General features: G+C 67.1%; 16 protein-coding genes. 2 read left to right on the top strand and 14 right to left on the bottom strand.

The genetic code is table 11. The features are described 5' to 3' along the window. Nucleotides 1-59 precede the first annotated feature (59 nt). From araA to araB, 3 genes are read right to left on the bottom strand one after another with little or no spacing between them, the layout of a single operon-like run. Nucleotides 60-1,565, bottom strand: coding sequence for an L-arabinose isomerase (gene araA / locus ACEL_RS04515; RefSeq protein ID WP_011719709.1), 1,506 nt, complete (start codon nucleotides 1,563-1,565; stop codon nucleotides 60-62). Nucleotides 1,566-1,580: 15 nt separating this feature from the next. Then, entirely contained in the window at nucleotides 1,581-2,252 is a 672-nt protein-coding gene (locus ACEL_RS04510) for an L-ribulose-5-phosphate 4-epimerase (RefSeq protein ID WP_011719708.1), read from the bottom strand. Continuing rightward, the gene (araB, locus tag ACEL_RS04505) at nucleotides 2,249-3,943 is read right to left on the bottom strand and encodes a ribulokinase (protein ID WP_011719707.1); all 1,695 of its coding nucleotides are present in this window, start codon (nucleotides 3,941-3,943) and stop codon (nucleotides 2,249-2,251) included. Before araB ends, ACEL_RS04510 begins: the two co-directional genes overlap by 4 nt. A gap of 559 nt (nucleotides 3,944-4,502) precedes the next feature. On the opposite strand from araB, the gene ACEL_RS04500 reads away from it, so the two are divergent. Continuing rightward, nucleotides 4,503-5,489 (top strand): LacI family DNA-binding transcriptional regulator, encoded by a 987-nt coding sequence (locus tag ACEL_RS04500; RefSeq protein ID WP_011719706.1) that lies wholly within the window; start codon nucleotides 4,503-4,505, stop codon nucleotides 5,487-5,489. Here ACEL_RS04500 and ACEL_RS04495 read toward each other — a convergent pair. The 4 genes from ACEL_RS04495 to ACEL_RS04480 all read right to left on the bottom strand — a co-directional run bounded on the left by ACEL_RS04495 (nucleotide 5,407) and on the right by ACEL_RS04480 (nucleotide 9,723). Then, a complete protein-coding gene (locus ACEL_RS04495) occupies nucleotides 5,407-6,447 on the bottom strand; it encodes a TerC/Alx family metal homeostasis membrane protein (RefSeq protein WP_011719705.1) in 1,041 nt (346 codons plus the stop codon). The two genes, ACEL_RS04500 and ACEL_RS04495, sit on opposite strands and share 83 nt — an antisense overlap. A 196-nt stretch (nucleotides 6,448-6,643) precedes the next feature. After that, a complete protein-coding gene (locus ACEL_RS04490) occupies nucleotides 6,644-7,123 on the bottom strand; it encodes a DUF3145 domain-containing protein (protein ID WP_011719704.1) in 480 nt (159 codons plus the stop codon). A gap of 337 nt (nucleotides 7,124-7,460) precedes the next feature. After that, a complete protein-coding gene (locus ACEL_RS04485; protein WP_011719703.1) occupies nucleotides 7,461-8,597 on the bottom strand; it encodes a hypothetical protein in 1,137 nt (378 codons plus the stop codon). A 73-nt stretch (nucleotides 8,598-8,670) separates the two neighbouring features. Next, the gene (locus tag ACEL_RS04480; RefSeq protein ID WP_011719702.1) at nucleotides 8,671-9,723 is read right to left on the bottom strand and encodes an NAD(P)/FAD-dependent oxidoreductase; all 1,053 of its coding nucleotides are present in this window, start codon (nucleotides 9,721-9,723) and stop codon (nucleotides 8,671-8,673) included. A gap of 48 nt (nucleotides 9,724-9,771) precedes the next feature. Between ACEL_RS04480 and ACEL_RS04475 the strand changes: the two genes are divergently transcribed. Further along, a complete protein-coding gene (locus ACEL_RS04475) occupies nucleotides 9,772-10,437 on the top strand; it encodes a TIGR03085 family metal-binding protein (protein WP_011719701.1) in 666 nt (221 codons plus the stop codon). A 177-nt stretch (nucleotides 10,438-10,614) separates the two neighbouring features. Here ACEL_RS04475 and ACEL_RS04470 read toward each other — a convergent pair whose 3' ends face one another. From ACEL_RS04470 to fliQ, 7 genes are all read right to left on the bottom strand, one after another. Beyond that, a complete protein-coding gene (locus ACEL_RS04470; protein WP_011719700.1) occupies nucleotides 10,615-10,875 on the bottom strand; it encodes a hypothetical protein in 261 nt (86 codons plus the stop codon). Beyond that, complete coding sequence (locus ACEL_RS04465; RefSeq protein ID WP_011719699.1) at nucleotides 10,872-11,510, bottom strand: PilZ domain-containing protein; 639 nt, start codon at nucleotides 11,508-11,510, stop codon at nucleotides 10,872-10,874. The genes ACEL_RS04470 and ACEL_RS04465 overlap by 4 nt, the downstream gene beginning before the upstream one ends. Continuing rightward, the gene (locus ACEL_RS12245; RefSeq protein WP_011719698.1) at nucleotides 11,507-12,784 is read right to left on the bottom strand and encodes a hypothetical protein; all 1,278 of its coding nucleotides are present in this window, start codon (nucleotides 12,782-12,784) and stop codon (nucleotides 11,507-11,509) included. Before ACEL_RS12245 ends, ACEL_RS04465 begins: the two co-directional genes overlap by 4 nt. Further along, nucleotides 12,768-14,810, bottom strand: a complete 2,043-nt coding sequence (flhA, locus tag ACEL_RS04455; RefSeq protein WP_041835391.1) for a flagellar biosynthesis protein FlhA — start codon at nucleotides 14,808-14,810, stop codon at nucleotides 12,768-12,770. The genes ACEL_RS12245 and flhA overlap by 17 nt, the downstream gene beginning before the upstream one ends. A gap of 109 nt (nucleotides 14,811-14,919) precedes the next feature. Then, nucleotides 14,920-16,095, bottom strand: a complete 1,176-nt coding sequence (locus ACEL_RS04450; RefSeq protein WP_011719696.1) for an EscU/YscU/HrcU family type III secretion system export apparatus switch protein — start codon at nucleotides 16,093-16,095, stop codon at nucleotides 14,920-14,922. Further along, a complete protein-coding gene (locus tag ACEL_RS04445; RefSeq protein WP_011719695.1) occupies nucleotides 16,096-16,875 on the bottom strand; it encodes a flagellar biosynthetic protein FliR in 780 nt (259 codons plus the stop codon). Nucleotides 16,876-16,881: 6 nt separating this feature from the next. Next, nucleotides 16,882-17,157 carry a flagellar biosynthesis protein FliQ gene (fliQ, locus tag ACEL_RS04440; protein WP_011719694.1) on the bottom strand — a complete coding sequence of 92 codons (276 nt, stop codon included), beginning with the start codon at nucleotides 17,155-17,157 and terminating at the stop codon, nucleotides 16,882-16,884. Nucleotide 17,158 lies beyond the last annotated feature (1 nt).

Genomic DNA, 17,158 nt, shown 5'->3' with positions numbered 1-17,158 from the left:
GAGCAGGAACGCACAGCCAGCGGCGTCACCACGGCCGCGACGTCACCACGGCAACATTGTCACCACGGCCGCGATGCGCGGGTTTGTTCGATTGCCCAGAGCCGGTCGAGGGCGGCGTCAAGTGCGGTGTGCTCGTCAATGAGGACAAGCTCGAGGCCGGCCATCCGGGCGAAGTCCCGGATTTCCCTTGCGCTGACGGCGGTTGACAGCGCGGTGTGATGCGGTCCGCCGGCGGCGATCCACGCCGTAGCGGCGGTTTTCAGCTCCGGGTGCGGCTGCCACACGGCGCGAGCCACCGGCAGCCGCGGCAATGGTTCAGGCGGGGCAACCAGGTCGGCGGTGTTCGCGACAAGGCGGAGTCGGTCACCCATGTCGCACAGTCCCACGATGACGGCCGGAGCTGGATCCGCGGTGAAGACGAGCCGCACCGGGTCCTCGCGTCCGCCCATGAGCAGCGGGTGAATCTCACAGCGCGGCGTTGCAGACGTCAGTGTCGGACAGACTTCGAGCATGTGCGCACCGAGGACGAGCCGGCCGCTGGGTTCCAGGTGGTAGGTGTAATCCTCCATGAATGAGGTGCCGCCCGGCAGGCCGCGGCTCATCGTCTTGACCGCGCGGACCAGGAGGGCGGTTTTCCAATCACCTTCGGCGCCGAACCCGAAGCCGTCGGCCATCAGCCGTTGAACTGCGATGCCGGGAAGCTGGCGGAGCGGTCCGAGGTCCTCGAAATTCGTGGTGAAGGCAGTGAATCGTCCGTCGTGGAGGAAGGACCGCAAGGCAAGTTCGAGTTTCGCTGCGTACCGCAGTGACTCGTGGCGCGCGCCCCCGATGGTGAGTTCCGGTGCCATGTCATAGTCGGCAAGGTACCGGTCAACGAGGGCGTCCACGTCGCTCTCGGCGACGGCATCGACCCGTACCCCGAGGTCGTGAACGCCGTACGTCTCGATGGCACTGCCCAGCCGGATTTGCGCCTCGACCCGGTCGCCGTCGGTGACCGCAACGTTTCGCATCGTGTCGCCGAACCGGACGAGCCGCGTGGACCGCAGATCCGCCAATCCGGCGGCGGCGCGCTGCCATGCGGCAATGTCCCGCACCACGTCGGGGTCCGAGAAATGACCGGTGACGATTTTCCGCGGAATGGCCAACCGAGCGGCCACATAGCCGAACTCGCGATCGCCGTGGGCGGCCTGGTTGAGATTCATGAAGTCCATGTCGATGGTCGACCACGGAAGGGTGAGATTCGCCTGCGTATGCAAGTGAAGCAGCGGCTTGCGCAGCGCCAGCAATCCATTGATCCAGGCTTTTGCCGGGGAGAACGTGTGCATCCACGCGATGACGCCGATGCACGCGTCGGTTGCGCTTGCCTCGCTGCACATGCGCCGGATGCCTGTGGCGTCGGTCAGGACCGGTTTCCACACCAACCGCACCGGTAGTCCTGCGGCATTGAGCGCCTCCACGATGGCCTGGGATTGCCGGGCCACCGCGGAAAGAACGTCCTCGCCGTACAAATGCTGACTGCCGGTGAGAAACCAACACTCATATTCCGGATAGGGCAGGTCGGTCATGGACTCTCCGTTTCGTCACCGTTGGCCGTACGCCGTCTGATAGCGGCGGTGCAGGGCGTCAATGTCGTGCGCCGGCAATGGTTCGACCTCGCCGAGGTTGCGCGCCAAGTAGACGGTGCGGGCGGCGTCTTCGCACATCACGGCCGCCTTGACCGCAGCCTCCGCCGTCGCACCGACGGCGAAAACACCGTGGTTCTTCATCAGAACAGCCGGAGATCGTGACGTGCGGAGCGTCTCCACCACGCCGCGGCCGATCCGCTCGTCGCCGATCGGTGCAAACGGTCCGACTGGAATGGGGCCGCCGAATTCATCGGCCATCGCGGTAAGGATGCATGGTATCGGTTCGCCTCGCGCCGCCCAGGCCGTTGCGTAGGGCGAATGGGTATGGACGACGCCGCCGACGTGTGGCATGTGCGCGTAAATGTAGCCGTGACTGCGGGCGTCGCTGGAGGGGGTGAGCGAACCCTCGACCCGGCCACCGGAGAAGTCGCAGACGACGAAGGATTCTTCGCGCAGCAGATCGTAGTCCACCCCGCTCGGTTTGATGAGCATGAGCGGTTCGCCGGGGATCCGCGCGGAGACGTTGCCCGCCGTCCAGACCACCAGACCCCAGGTCACCAGTTTGCGGTGCAGGATGAGCAACTCGCGTCGCAGTTGCGCGATGACGTCCGACGAAGCGATTGTCACGACGCGTCCCCCGCACTACGGATCTCGAGAATCTCGGCGCGGCGGCGGTGCAGCCCGTGCAACACATCGGGCCGTTCCCGGCCGAGATAGTCGTGCAGCAGCCGGTACCGTTCATAGAGGTCGTGGTACGCGGCAACGTTCGCCCCGTTCGGGCGGTACACATCGCGACGCACCCGGGCCATCCGGGCGGCCGCAGCCGGCACGTCCGGATAAGCGCCGGCCGCGACAGCGGCGTGAATCGCCGCGCCGAGGGCCGGACCGCAGGCCGAATCCAGGACCGACAGCGGCATCGCGAGCACGTCCGCGTACACCTGCATGACGAACGGATTCTTGACCAGACCGCCGGCGACGGTGAGCTGGGTGACCGGTAATCCATGTGCGGCGAAGGTTTCCATGATGAGCCGGGTGCCGAAAGCGGTCGCCTCGACGTACGCGCGGTAGACGTCCTCCGGTCTGGTCGTCAACGTGAGGCCGAGCACGGCGCCGGAGAGTTCGTGGTCGACCAAGACGGAGCGGTTGCCGCTGTGCCAGTCCAACGCCACCAGGCCGTGTTCGCCGACGCGTTGCCGTGCCGCCAAGCTGGAGAGATACCCGTGCAGGTCCACACCGCGTGCCGCGGCCGCCGCGTGGTACGACGGGGGAACGCCGTGCTCGACGAACCAGCCGAAAATATCGCCGACGCCGCTCTGCCCCGCTTCATATCCCCACATCCCCCGGACGATGCCGTCCCGCACCACGCCGCAGATCCCCGGAATCTCGACAAGCCGGTCGTAATTCATCACGTGGCACGTTGACGTACCCATAATCGCCACCATCTGGCCCGGCGCCAACGCGTGTGCGGCTGCGGCGGTGACGTGCGCATCGACATTGCCGACCGCAACCGGGATGCCGGCGGGAAGGCCGGTCCACCCGGCTGCCTCTTCGGTCAGCCTGCCGACTGCCTCCCCGAGAGCGGCGACCGGTCCGGCCAGCTTCGCGGCGACGAAATCCGCGAAGCGCTCATCCAGTGCAGCAAGGAAATCCTGACTCGGATACCTGCCGTCCTGATACTGCCCCTTGTAGCCTGCGGTGCACGCATTGCGGACGTATCGGCCCGACAGCCGCCAGACGATCCAGTCCGCAGCCTCAACCCACAGGTCCGCTGCCGCGTAAATTTCCGGATCCTCGATGAGAAGTTGAAGTCCCTTCGCGAATTCCCATTCCGACGAAATCCGTCCGCCGTACCTGGCCAGCCACGGCTCGCGGCGGTCGCGCGCCACCTCGTTGATCCGGTCGGCGTAGGGCTGAGCGGCATGGTGTTTCCACAGCTTCACGTAGGCGTGCGGACGCCGTGCGAACTCCGGTGTTTCGCAGAGGGGTGTCCCATCGGCACGTACCGGCAGGACGGTGCAGGCGGTGAAATCGGTGCCGATGCCGATGACGTCCCGGGGAGACCGGCCGCTCTCCGCCAATGCTTTCGGGACTGCCGTGCGCAGCACCTCAAGGTAATCGGACGGTACCTGCAACGCCCAATCCGCCGGCAACCGCTCCCCCGTGGGCAGCGCGTCGGTACAGACGCCGTGCCGGTACTCGTGCACGGCACTGGCCAACTCCGCGCCGTCGGCGACCCGGACCACCACGGCCCGACCCGACAGCGTGCCGAAATCCACGCCCACGACGAGCGGATCGCCTTCTACCACCGGCGCTGCCATGCCCAGCCACCCTCCCGCAGGACGCGCTGTTCGGCTCGCCGCCGGATCGCGCCGTGCGGACCCGACGGCGAGGTTCTCACCGCGCACCTAATGTTAGCGTTATCACCTGCACGTATCGTCGCGCGGGGAATTGCGTGTCGTCAAGGGCGTCGCCGACCTCGTCCCATGGTGTGAGCGGGCATTGTCGGCCTCCTTGAGTCCCTATACAGGATGAGGACCGAAAAGTTGCCGACGCTGCTCGTGCGCGGCACGTTGGACACCGGCCACTAAATGTGAGCGCTAACTGCTGTACGCCGCAGGGCGAACGCGACCGCGCAACCTCACCGGATCTCGGTCAGCGGCAAGCCTGGGCGCCTGCGACCAGCGCGATATGCTGAGAGCGCCGATCCACTCCCTCACCCGGTGACCGTCTGCGGTACGGAGCCACTCGACGATGCGGAAGGCCATGGCTGACCGAACCCGCTCACGACGGTTGCCATCCGCTCACACCGGTCGATCGCTGCCAGCCGCCGAACCCACGCAGGCTCGGACGGCGCGCGCCCAGGCCCGGCCGGTGAACATGGCGGACGTCGCACGGCTTGCCGGCGTCTCGCACATGACGGTCTCGCGGGTCTTGAACAATCACACGGCGGTCCGCGAGGAGACACGGCGACGGGTACTGGCTGCGATCAAAGAGCTTGGTTACCAGCCGAACACCGCCGCCCGGGCGCTGGCGACTCGCCGCTCGGGAGTCATCGGTGTCCTCACGATCGACACCACGCTGTATGGGCCGGCTGGAACCCTTTACGCGGTCGAGAACGCCGCCCGGCGTGCCGGGTTCTCCCTCACCATCACCAGCATCAAAACCGTCGACCCCCGGAGCGCCGCCGAAGGACTCGATCGGCTGACCAGTCAGGCGGTCGAGGGAATCGTCGTCATCGCACCGAGCAGCCAGATCGGTCAAGCCCTTTCACCGCTGCACCACCGCGTTCCGATGGTGACCGCTGGTGACGCGCTCGCCGGCGACGTTCCTGCTGTCTACGTCGATCAAGCTGGTGGCGCCCGCCTCGCCACGAACCACCTCCTTGAGCATGGCGCGGAGCGCATCTGGCACATCGCCGGCCCGCGGAGCTGGCTGCACGCCCAGGCTCGCGCCCGCGGCTGGCGGTCTGCGTTGAAAGCAGCGGGTCTTCAGTCGCCCGGTGTGCTCTACGGCGACTGGACGCCCGCCTCCGGCTATCGCGCGGGCTTGCTCCTGGTCGAGAAGATCCAAGAGGTTGACGCGGTCTTTGTCGCCAACGATCAGATGGCCCTTGGGGTGCTGCGGGCGTTTCACGAACACGGCATCCGCGTGCCGCGGGACGTTCTGCTCGTCGGCTTCGACGACATTCCCGAGGCGGCGTACTTCGCCCCACCCCTCACCACGATCCGGCAGGATTTCGCCGCCGTCGGCGAGCACGCCATCCGACTGCTCATCAGCGAAATCAGCGGTGAGGCGGCGCAGAACTCGTACGTCGTCCCGGCTCAATTGATCGTGCGTCAGAGCTCGATCCGCCGGTCCCACTAGGCCGTGCCGGCTCGACCGGCGCGGGACGCGCCGTCCGCAGCACGCTCAGCAGCGTGGTGACCGCAAGGACGGCGAAAATCACCGCGAGTGAGAGCCAGATGGGCACCTCCGGCAATCCCTCGACACTCTGATGCGCCGCTTCGAGAACGAGCTTCACGCCGATGAAACCGAGGATCACCGCCAAGCCGTGCCGCAGATACCGGAGTCGCCCGAGCAGGCCGAGCAGGAGGAAATACAGCTGCCGCAAGCCCATGAGGGCAAAGGCATTGGCTGTCAAGACAATGTACGGCTCCCGCGTCAGGCCGTAAATGGCTGGAATGGAATCGAGGGCAAAGAGCACGTCAGTCGTCCCGATCGCGATGAGGACGAGAAACAGGGGCGTCGTCACCCACCGGCCGGCGTCCCGGGTGACAATTCTTCCACCGGCATAGGAATCCGTGGTCGGCAGCACGCGCGCGGCAAGCCGCCAGAGCGGATTGCGTTTCGGGTCGGGGGCATGCCCGCTGCTCCGGAGCAACTGGACCGCTGTGATGAAGAGAATCGCGCCGAAGACGTAGAACGTCGCGGTGAACCGTTGAATGGCCGCCGCTCCGGCCGCGATGAACGCTCCCCGCAAGACGAGCGCGATGACAATTCCCCACAGCAGCGCTTTCTGTTGGTACACCGCCGGCGTACCGAACGAGACGAAGAGGAGCGCAAAAACGAAGATGTTGTCGACGGAGAGACTGTATTCGGTGAGCCAGCCCGCAACGAATTCCCCCGTCCACCGCCAACCGCTCAGCAGGCCAAGCCCGGCGGCGAACACGGCGGCCAGACCGACGTACAGGCCGATCCAAGCGGCCGCTTCGCGCATCGACGGCACATGCGGACGACGCACCGACAGCCAGACGTCGGCGACGATGAGCACCCCGAGGACGGCGATGGTGAGCAGATAGACCCACCAGTGGATGATCAGCACGGTTCCTCCAGCAGTCGACGGCTGCCGGAGGTCTCTCCCGCCTACGAGGGCCGCGACGCCCGGGTCATGGACCGTGCTGACGAGCGACGCGCTCGGGGATACTCCCCTCCGCTGTGCCCCCTACTGTACCGGGCGAACCCACGACCACCAGACCCGGCGGCCACCCAGGGGAAAACTCCGGGCGGCCCGCGGCGGATCACCCAACCCGATGCAGCCAGCGCACCGGTGCCCCCTCACCGGCATGCCGGAAGGCTTCAAGCTCGGCGTCCCACGGTCCGCCGAGGAGCAGGTCGAGTGCAGCGGAGATATCGCCTCCCGTGGCGAGGAGCATGCGAAGCCTGTTCTCCGGTACGACGAGGTCGCCGTTGGCGCTGGTCAACGCGTGGTAGAGGCCAAGGCTCGGGGTGAACGCGTAGCGTTCGCCGTCCGCTCCGGGACTCGGATCCTCGGTCACCTCAAAGCGAATCGGCCAACCACGCAGGGTGGACGCCAGCCGGCCGGCCGTCCCAGCCGGCCCGCTCCAAGCGACCTCCGCCCGCAGGTGACCCGGCGCGGCCGGTTGCCCCTGCCAATCAAAGTGCACGGACATGCCAATGACACCGGCGGTTGCCCACTCCACGTGAGGCACGACTGCCGGTGTCGCCGAGTGAATATAGAGCACACCACACGTGGCCACCAGTACCTCCGCAATCTCGACGAGGGACGCCTTCCCCAGCGGCCTCGGTGCGGGTGCGGCAGCCAGCGCCACGTGTGATGACATTCTGCCGGTCCGCAAGCGGTTCCGCCACCCGCCACGCCGAGATTCTGGATCACAGGATGATCGGCGGCCCAAATCGGGGCAGCTGGGCGGTCGGTGTCGGCGGCCTGCATCCGCAGGTGGTCGGTGTCGGCGGCCTGCATCCGCAGGTGGTCTGACTCGGGAAACCGCCCGTCCGCAAACCAGCCGGCGGTCCGCGTCACCGGCGCGGTCCACAGCGGCGGCGAAGCGGCGCACCGGCGCGGTACCAGGTCCCTCACGGCAGGATGAGCGATGGGTCGCCCGCTTCGAGCACGATCAACTGCCCTGCGACGCCAGTGGTGAACGGCCACGCCCGTCCGGTGGCGAGAGCTGCGGCGCGGATGCTTGCAGCGGCGGCCTGCGCGGCGTCCCACCGGCCGAGCCGGAGCAGCGCCCACCCGGCTTGCGGCCAGTACCCGACCGTCCCCGGCGCGCCGTCGATCTGCGCGCCGGCCGTCGGCTGACTCCACTGCGATTCGGTGGCCCCCAGCTGGTCAACGAGGATGCGTGCCCGGTTAGGGGAGATGGCCGTGGTGGAGGCGAGCCACGCCTGCTCCATCGCGTCGGGATACAACTGCGCCCAATTCGTCACCGTGCGCTGCCCGGCGGCGTCGACCGCCCAGTCGTAGCTCATCGTCGCGGAATTCCACAGGCTTCCGACACCGACCGCCAGCCGCGCAGCCGCGGACAGCGCGCGCCACACGAGTACTCCGTCGCCGAGGACGAGACCCAACTCGGCGGCTGAGACCAGACCCCGGTAGGCCTCTGCCTGATCCATGAGGTATTTCACCGGCCAGCCGGGCTTGGCGAACGTCAACCCGTCAACGTCCTGCGTCGCGAGAATGGCCCGGACGGCGCCTTGAATTCCGGCGTGCAGCGCGGCGAGCCGACCGACGTCCGGCTCGACACGGAAGACGGCGCGGACGGCGGCAAGGAATGTCCCGGCGTATGCGTCCGTCGAATCCTCGTCGCCGGTGGAATTCTCAATTCCGGCGGCGTCGACGGTGTAGTCGGTGACAAATCCATTCGCGTCTTCGTGGCCGGCGTACCACACGAGCCATGACCACGCCGCGTCCGCATAGCGGCGGTCACCCGTCACCCGTGTCGCCTCGGCAAGACCGATCGCGGCGTAATTCGCCAGGTATGGGGAAATGCGCTGCTTGTCGATGTACCAGGCGATCGCTCCGTCGGGAAGTTGACCTTGTAGAATCCACGCGGCATCGTCGGCGATCACGGAGGCCGGGACGGCGTACGACGCGGCGCCGGCCGGTTGCGCAACCGCTGCGGTGCCGACGAGCGCCGACACGAGGGTCGCGACGGCGGCCACTGCGCGGAGCAGACGGCCGCGCGCGCGGCGGGGAATTCCGTTCATGGCGGGAAGCGTTTCGCCCCGGAACAGCGGTCACAATCCCCCGATCGAGTGATCACTCTTTGTGACCGGACGCCTACCGTTCGGTGGGATGGCGGTCGGGGTCCGACGAATGCCCAGGAAAGAGTTTCTTCGACGGGTCGATCGCGACCGCGGCATTATTCACCGCAATCGCCGCTTCACCGAATCCCACCGAAATGAGTTTCACTTTCCCGGGATAATCCGCGATGTCACCCGCGGCGTAAATCCGCGGCACACTGGTCGCCATCGTTGTGTCGACGACGATGTGCCGCTGCCGAAGTTCCATCCCCCACTCGGCGAGCGGCCCCAATTCGGCGACGAACCCGAGCGCCGCAACGATTTCGTCAACGTCCAATCGTTCGACGTGTTTCGTGTCGTGGTCGGTCACATCCACCGCCGTTACGCGGTCGTCGCCGTATACCGCGGAGACTTGGTAAGGCGTCAGGATGCGCACCGACGAAGCCCGCAACTGTTCGACGGATGCCTCATGGGCGCGGAACTCGTGCCGGCGATGAATGAGGGTGACCGAAGCCGCGACCTTCTCCAGCATCAGGGCGTAGTCGACCGCGCTGTCCCCGCCGCCGACCACGAGGATCCGCTTCCCGGCAAGCTCCTGCGGATTCGGGACGAAGTACCGCAGCCCCCGCCCCTCATACTCCTGGCCGACCGGCAGCCGTCTCGGCGTGAAGACACCGATTCCCGCTGTCACGATGATTGCCTTCGCGTGAATGAGCAGGCCGGTTGTCGTCGTCACGAGAAAGCTTCCGTCGTCCAATCGGAAGAGCTGGTCAGCGCCGTGTCCCAAGAGCATGACCGGGTTGTAGGTCATCGCCTGCTTGTAGAGGTCGGCGGCGAGTTCGCGGCCGAGAATCGCCGGAATTCCGCCGACGTCGTAGATCACCTTCTCGGGGTAGAGCGCCGCCAGCTGGCCGCCGGGTTCGGTGAGTGAGTCGAGCACCACGACCGACATCGCCCGGAAGCCGGCATAGTACGCGGCGTACAGCCCGGCGGGACCGGCACCGACGATCAGCACATCGACGTCATGATCAGGAGATCGCTGCGGTGGTTCCCGATGTTCGAGCGGAGCCGCTCCGCGCGGATTTGACATGGCCCCACCGTAATACGCCGTCTCACGTCACGCGGTTACGCTGCCCCCGTGCCGCTGAAACGCACCGGTTCCCTCCGCCGCATCGCCCGCCGCAGGCCGCGGCGTCCCCGCTCGACGGCAACGAGTTCCAGCCGCACGGCGCTCGAGCCTCGCGAGCGGGCCGCCCTGGCCGACCTGCTGCTCCGCCTCGGACCCGACGCCGCGACCCTCTGCACGGGCTGGCGCACCCGGGATCTCGCGGCACACCTGGTGCTCCGCGAGTCGCATCCGTTCGCCGCGGTCGGCATCGCACTGCCCCTGCTGCGCCGCTACACCGAACGAGCGCAGGCACGGTTGGCGGCCGGCGATTTCCCCGCGCTGGTGGAACGGTTGGGCGCGGGACCACCCCGGTGGTCACCGCTTGCCTGGCCGGTGCTCCGCGAGGCGGCGAACGGCATCGAATTCTTCGTGCACCACGAGGACGTCCGCCGCGCTCAGCCGGAGTGGCAACCCCGTGACCTGGGCGATGACGTCGAGGAGGTCCTCTGGGTGCGGCTGCGGCGGATCGCCCGACTGGTTCTCCGCCGGGACGCCGTCGAATTGCGGCGGGCGGGAACGGCACAACAGATTGTGATCGGACGACGTCCACCGCGGCGGATCGTCATCGGCCGGCCGTCTGAATTGGTCCTTTACGTGTTCGGTCGACGGGCACATGCCCGGGTCGACGAACAGTGAGACGACCGCGCCCCGGCCCGCATCCGGCCCCATGCAACATCGCGGGCACGCAACACGACGGTGTCAACCGCCCGGCCCGCCGCCGGATTTCCCGGCGCGGCTGATTCAGCGGGTCTGCGGGGATTCATCGGACGCGCGCAGCAGTGTGCCGGAGCATTTCCTCCGCCGCAACGAAATTCAGCGCATCTGCGGGGATTCATCGGACGCGCGCCGGGCTGCCTCGTCGCGACGGCGGCGTACCAAGTTCTGGTAACGGTAACTGTCGATGACGACGTCGAGAACGGCTCGGCCGACCATCACCAGCACGACGGCGACGCCGAGGCGGATGAACATGCTCGCGATGGAAAGGGAATGGTCGAACAGCCCGTGCTGCAATGCAGGGAGGCTGATGAACAAGGCGACGGCAAGCATGGGAGCCGTCAGCCGCAATCGTTTCATCGTCCCGCCACCGCCCGGGCCCGCAGCTGAACGTGAAAGACGAATCGCCGGATCGCGTCCGCGGTGCGCATGTCCGCGTCAAATGCGACAACCACCTCAGTCTGGCCCACCTCGGTGACCCCGGTGCGAATGACGTGTCCGTGGATTTCGAGTTGCACGCCGCCGATGGTGGTTTGAATGGTGGCCGGCACGAGCTCCCGAACGGTCTGACGCGGAATGCGCATCCGGAAACCGCCCTCGGAGATGTCAATCGTCGTCCCGGAGGTCACGGTCCCCGGCAGGACCAGCAAGACCGGAACGGCGGCACGGACCCGGACGAACCGCCGGCGCTGTATCAACGCGGCAGGTCCGGTCGGACGCAGCCGCCACAGGCGGGGCTGGCCGGAGATGAATTCCACCACCTCACACGGCTGCTGATAGCGGCCCCGTGGCGATACCCACGAGAGTTCGACGGTCCGCACCCCGCTCGCAACGAGGCTTGCGCTGCCGCCGGTCGGCGCGGCGACGAAGACGCTGTCCTCAGCGATGTCCTCAGCGATGTCCTCAATACGAGACGGATAATCCACCTCGTCGTCGCCGATGCGCAACGTCACCAGCGCGTTCAGGGAGAGGGTGTCCGCACCGGCGCGACTCACCGTGCCTCCACGAGCCGTTGGAGGATGAGGCCGCCCCAGGTGCGGGTGTTCGCGATTTCGTTGTCCAACCGGGCGACCGGAATTCCCAACGAGAGCACCGCGGCCGGATCCGCGCTCGCCTCCACATCGGTAAGAATGAGCGCGTCGGCGCGCCCGAGACGTTTCACCCACAGCGCCACGTCGCCGGTCTTCCGGGTGGCCGGGACGACCAGCCAGGTTGCGGCCGCGTCCAACGCCTGCAGAGCACTCCGGCCGAATTCCCCGTACTGCGGCGCCATCGGCGCGTCGACGACAGCAATCACCGGCGTCGTCCGCTTCACCCACCGTTCCCGCCGAGGCGGGATCTGGTCCACGGCGGTGATCCGCCGGGTCGGCGCGATCCGCGTTGAGGCACTGCGGGCGGTCACGTACACCATCGCCCGCTCATCGAGCTGCACAGACGCAGCGAGATTGAGTGCGGCGTCCCAGGTGGTTTCGCCGTCACCCACGACGGCGAGGATGTCGCCGGGACGTGTCGGCGGCTGCGGGGCCGGCGGGAGCGCGCGCAACGCGGCGACCAAGGCGGCGAGCAGATCACCCGTTCCATCCGACGGCAGAAAGTGCTGCGGAATTCCGAGGCCGTGCAGCCGGGCGGGCAACGTCGCCGCGGTTGCCGGATGCAGCGCGTCGTAGGCGTCGTAGCCGCGGCGGTTGGCGCCCGGAACCGGCCGGTCACCCCGGAGAGCAGAATTGCCGATCCGCGACCGGACGACCGACGGATCCGAGCTGTCCAGCCGGGGGAATTCCGCCGCTGTCACCGCGGTCGAGTCCACTGTTTTCGCCGTTGACTCGGCCGAGTTGCCGGCGGCACCGTGCGCTGGATTTCTCCCGGGCGAATCCGGGCCGTCGCCGATAGTGTTCGTCAACTCCTCGAGGACGCTGGCGAAGGACACTCCCTCGGTGGAGAGTCGCGGTCCGCCGCGCTGGCGCGCCGCTGCATCGATTTCCCGATCGCTGATTGCCTCCGCGAGATCCAGCAACGACGCCGCAGCGGACCGCGGCCCTGCCGCCGCTGTCGCCGGCCCGGTGTCGGCGTTCGTAACGTGCGGGGCGGACGGTTCTGCCGGGACATCGTCGATTTCAATCGTCAGTTCATACCGGTCTCGGGCAAAGAGACCGGCAAGTCCGCCGGGCCGGATCTTCTCGGCTTTCACAATGCGGCCGTTGGCGCCGCACTCGTCGCGGGCCCGGAGCAGCAGTTCTTCGAGATTCGGTCCATCAAGCAGCATGCGCATGGGCCAGGCTCACCGTCCCTACCGTCTCCAGTTGCAGGTGCGGACCGAGCTCGCCGTACGCGAGCACCGGCAACCGTGGATTCGCCGACCGCACCAACCGCCGGAGCGCAGGACGCAGCGGTGCGGCACACGCCAGCACGGGCGTGTTGCCGAGCTGTTCGGCGCGTTCGGCGAGGCGGCGAACCTCTCCAACGAGGTATTCGGCATCATCGGGGTCCAGTGCAAGGAAACTGCCGTGCTCTCCGTGCCGCAGCTTGTCGACAAGACGCTGCTCCGTCAGAGGGTCGATCGTCAGGACGGAGAGGCGGCCGTCTTGCGCGTACGCGGCGGAAATCGCCGGTCCAAGGGTGGCGCGGGCCGCCTCGATGAGCCCTTCGGGGTCTTGACTGACCCGAGCCCGCTGGGAGAGCGCCTCGAAGATTCTCGGCAGATCGCGGATCGGCACGTGCTCGTCGAGCAGGCCTTGCAGGACGCGCTGAATATCGCCGAGCTGCAGCAGGGCGGGGGTCAATTCTTCCACGACGACGGGATGCGTCCGGCGGGTCAACTCGGTCAGGGTCTTGACGTCCTCCCGGGAGAGCAGTTTGGCGGCGTTGTCGCGGACCACCTCGGCAAGATGGGTGGTGATGACGGAGGCGCGATCGACCACCGTCGCGCCCAGCATCTCCGCCTGCTGCCGCAGTTCGGGCGCAAGCCATTTGCCCGGCAGGCCGAAAACGGGCTCAATCGTGGCCGTGCCCGGCAAATTCGTGAGGTTCTCGCCGATGGCGAGCATCGCGCCGGGCGGCGCTTCACCGCGGGCCACCTCGACGCCGTTCACTCGGATGGCGTAGCTTCCCGGCGGCAGATCCAGGTTGTCGCGGGTGCGCACCATCGGAATGACCATGCCGAGTTCAAGGGCAAGTTTGCGGCGCAGGGCGCGGACGCGTTCCAGCAGTTCACCGCCCCTGCTCTGATCGACGAGGTCGACGAGGTCGAAGGCGAGGTTGAGTTCGAGCGGTTCGACGCGCATTTCCTCGACCAGTGCTTCGGGGGAATCCGGTGCCGGCGCGGCAGGCTCAGCCGCAGGTTGCGGTTCCGCTGGTTTTGGCGGCTCTTTCAATCGCATGCCGAGGGCCAACGCCGCACCACCGAGGATGAGGAACGGCAATTTCGGCAGCCCAGGAATGAGAGCAATGACGAGGATCGCCGCTCCGCCGATCCGGATCGCTTGGCGTTGGGAGGCGATCTGACGCAGGACGTCGGCGCCCATGTCCGCTTCGCTCGCACCGCGGGTCACGATGAGGCCGGTGGAGACGGAAAGGAGCAGGGCGGGAATTTGCGAGACAAGGCCGTCCCCGACGCTCAGCAAGCTGTAGGTGTTGACCGCTTCCCCGATCGACAGATGCCGCTGCAGGATTCCGATCGCCAATCCGCCGATAAGGTTGACGCCGGTGATGACAACGGCCGCGATCGCGTCGCCTTTGACGAATTTGGACGCTCCGTCCATCGCCCCGTAGAAGTCGGCCTCAGCAGCGATTTCGCTGCGCCGCCGACGAGCCTCGGCCTCGTCGATGAGTCCGGCATTGAGGTCGGCGTCAATGGCCATCTGCTTGCCGGGCATCGCGTCCAGTGTGAAGCGCGCGCCCACCTCAGCCACCCGGCCGGCACCGTTGGTGATGACGACGAACTGGATGATGAGAATGATCAAAAAGATCACGAGGCCGACGACGAGGGAGCCGCCGACAACGAAATGCCCAAAGCTCTGCACGACCTTTCCGGCATAGCCGTGCAGCAGAACGAGTCGCGTCACGCTGATGTTGAGGGCAAGCCGGAACAGGGTGGCGATGAGCAGGAGGGACGGGAACGCGGCGAAATCAAGCGGCCGCTTGACGAACATCGACACGAGCAGCACCAGCAAGGCAAACGTGATGTTCGTTGCCAAGAGCACGTCCAACAGCGCCGTGGGCAATGGCACGACCATCATCACGATGATCGCGATAACCCCGGCGGGGATGCCGAGCTCTCCGAGTCGCTTCGCGCGCACGCCACCTCGCCGAGTTCGAATCGGCTGCTTGCCGACGTCCTCATCGGCATCGGCGCGGGTCAGCTGAGATTTCCGCGGCGCCATCCGGTTCCCCTGCCGGCGTACGGCGTTACCGCGGCAGGCGGGACGTGATCCGCGGTCGGCGGCGCGCCCGGGTGCCGGGAGTCCGGCGTCGGCGGGTGAGTCCCGCCAGCTCGACTGCCGGCGTGGGACGCGGCCGGTGAACACCGCCCACTCGACCCCGTTTCTTCAGGGAGAAGACGAATGCCAGCACGCGTGCCACCGCGACAAAGAGCTCACGCGGAATTTCCTGGCCCACGTCACAGATCCGGTAGAGCGCCCGCGCCAACGGGATGTCTTCCACCAGCGGTACCCGGTGCCGGATCGCCTCGTCGCGGATTCGGGCGGCGACGGCGCCCGCACCCTTGGCCACGATGGTCGGCGCCCCGCTGCCCGGCGTGTACCGGAGCGCGACCGCGATGTGCGTCGGGTTGACGACGACGACGTCCGCGGTCGCCACGTCGCGAATCATCCGCCGGCGCCGGAGCGCCATCTGCCGGACCCGGATCGCACTGCGAATCCGCGGATCCCCTTCCGTCGTCCGCAATTCTTCTTTCACTTCGTGTTTCGTCATGCGCAGCGACGCACGGTGGCGCCGAAGCTGGTATGCGTAGTCCAGGAAGGCCAGCAGAAGCCCGGCGACGGCGGCGTCCCGGGCAAACCGCAGCACCGCGCTGCCGGCGGTGTGCACGACGCCCTGCAGCGGTGTCACCGTGCCGGTCGTCGTCAGCGGCACAAGTCCGCGCATCGTGTCATAGAGAATCAGGGCGAGCAGGCCGGTCTTCGCCAGTGCCTTGGCCGCTTCCCATCCACCCCGCGGGCCGAACATCCGTTTCCACCCGTTGAGCGGATTGAGACTCTGCCATTTCGGCGCTAACGCCTTGGCCGAGAGCCGTAGACCGCCTTGTGCCACCGACGCGCCCAGCGCCGTCAGCAGGATTGCGCCGGCGAGTGGCGCGGCGGCGACGGCTCCGGAGGCCAGACTGGTCCCGAGCACGTGCACGGCGAGGTTGGGGTCCGGGGTGCGGATCACTTGGGTGAGGCCGTCAATGGCCTGCCGGAATGCGGCCGTCGTCCGGGTCATCGTGAGGTGGACGAGAAAGATTCCCACCAGCAGGCCGAGCCAGGCACCCACCTCCGGTGAACGCGCGACCCGACCCTCCCGGCGCGCCTCCTTCAGTTTGCGCTGGGTGGGTTTCTCGGTCTTCTGGGAGCGATCCGCCATCTAATGCCGCCAGGAGAAGAGAGAGGCGACGCCGCCGCCGTCGTGCAGGATCCGTTCGACCAACGCGTCGACCGCGTGCGGCAACGCGACGAACGTGCCGCCGACGAGGGTGAGGGTGACCAGGATTTTCAGCGGAAAACCGAGGGAGAACACATTGAGCGCCGGTGCAATCTTCGTCAGGAGACCGAGGCCGATGTCGGCGACCACGAGCACCGCCAGCAGCGGGCCGGCGATTTCCAAACATGAGACGGCGAAACTCCCGATGTTCACCGTTGCCAGTTCGGCGAGGATCCGCGCCGGATGACTGCTCGCGAGGGGGATGACGGTGTACGAAGAGAGCAGCCCCTTGAGCAGCAGCAGATAACCGCCGCCGGCGAAGAGCAGAGTGACCGCAAGCAGGTCGTACATCCGGGCGAGAACGGAATCGTTCTGCACCGCCATCGGGTCGAACGCATACGTGAGGGAGAAGCCGCCGAAATAGTCCAGCAGACCGCCGGCGGCGCGTACCGCAGCGAAGAGGGTGAGCGTGACAACGCCCATCGCGAGTCCGGCTGCAACGTTCTGCAGAATCGCCGTGCACAGCGGGAGCACTTGCGGAGCGGGTGCGAGGGGGGCCAGCGCACCAGAGACAGGAAACGCGAGGGCCATTGCGAAGGCGGCCTTGACCATGCCGGGGATGATGCGCGTTCCGAAGATTGGGACGACGACGAGCCACGCCGACGTCCGGATGGTCGCGAGGAGGAACGCGACCAGAAGCGGCGTCGAGACGGAGATGCTCACCGGCGGCTAGCCTCCGCTGATCAGTCCGGGCAGCGACCGGAAGAGCTGGTGGGTGAAGTCGACCAGGGTGATGAGCATCCAGTGCCCGCTCACGACAATGGCGATCCCGACGGCGAGAATCTTCGGCACGAACGAGAGGGTGAATTCCTGAATCTGTGTCGCCGCCTGGAACAGCGAAATGCCGAATCCCACCAACAGACTCGTGAGCAGGATGGGCGCACAGAGTTTCGCGGCGACCACCATCGCCTGCATCGCCAGGTGGATGACGGCGGTATCGGTCATG

The sequence above is a fragment of the Acidothermus cellulolyticus 11B genome, assembly GCF_000015025.1.
GTDB classification, from domain to species: domain Bacteria; phylum Actinomycetota; class Actinomycetes; order Acidothermales; family Acidothermaceae; genus Acidothermus; species Acidothermus cellulolyticus.
This window is presented reverse-complemented; position numbering and strand designations above follow the sequence as displayed.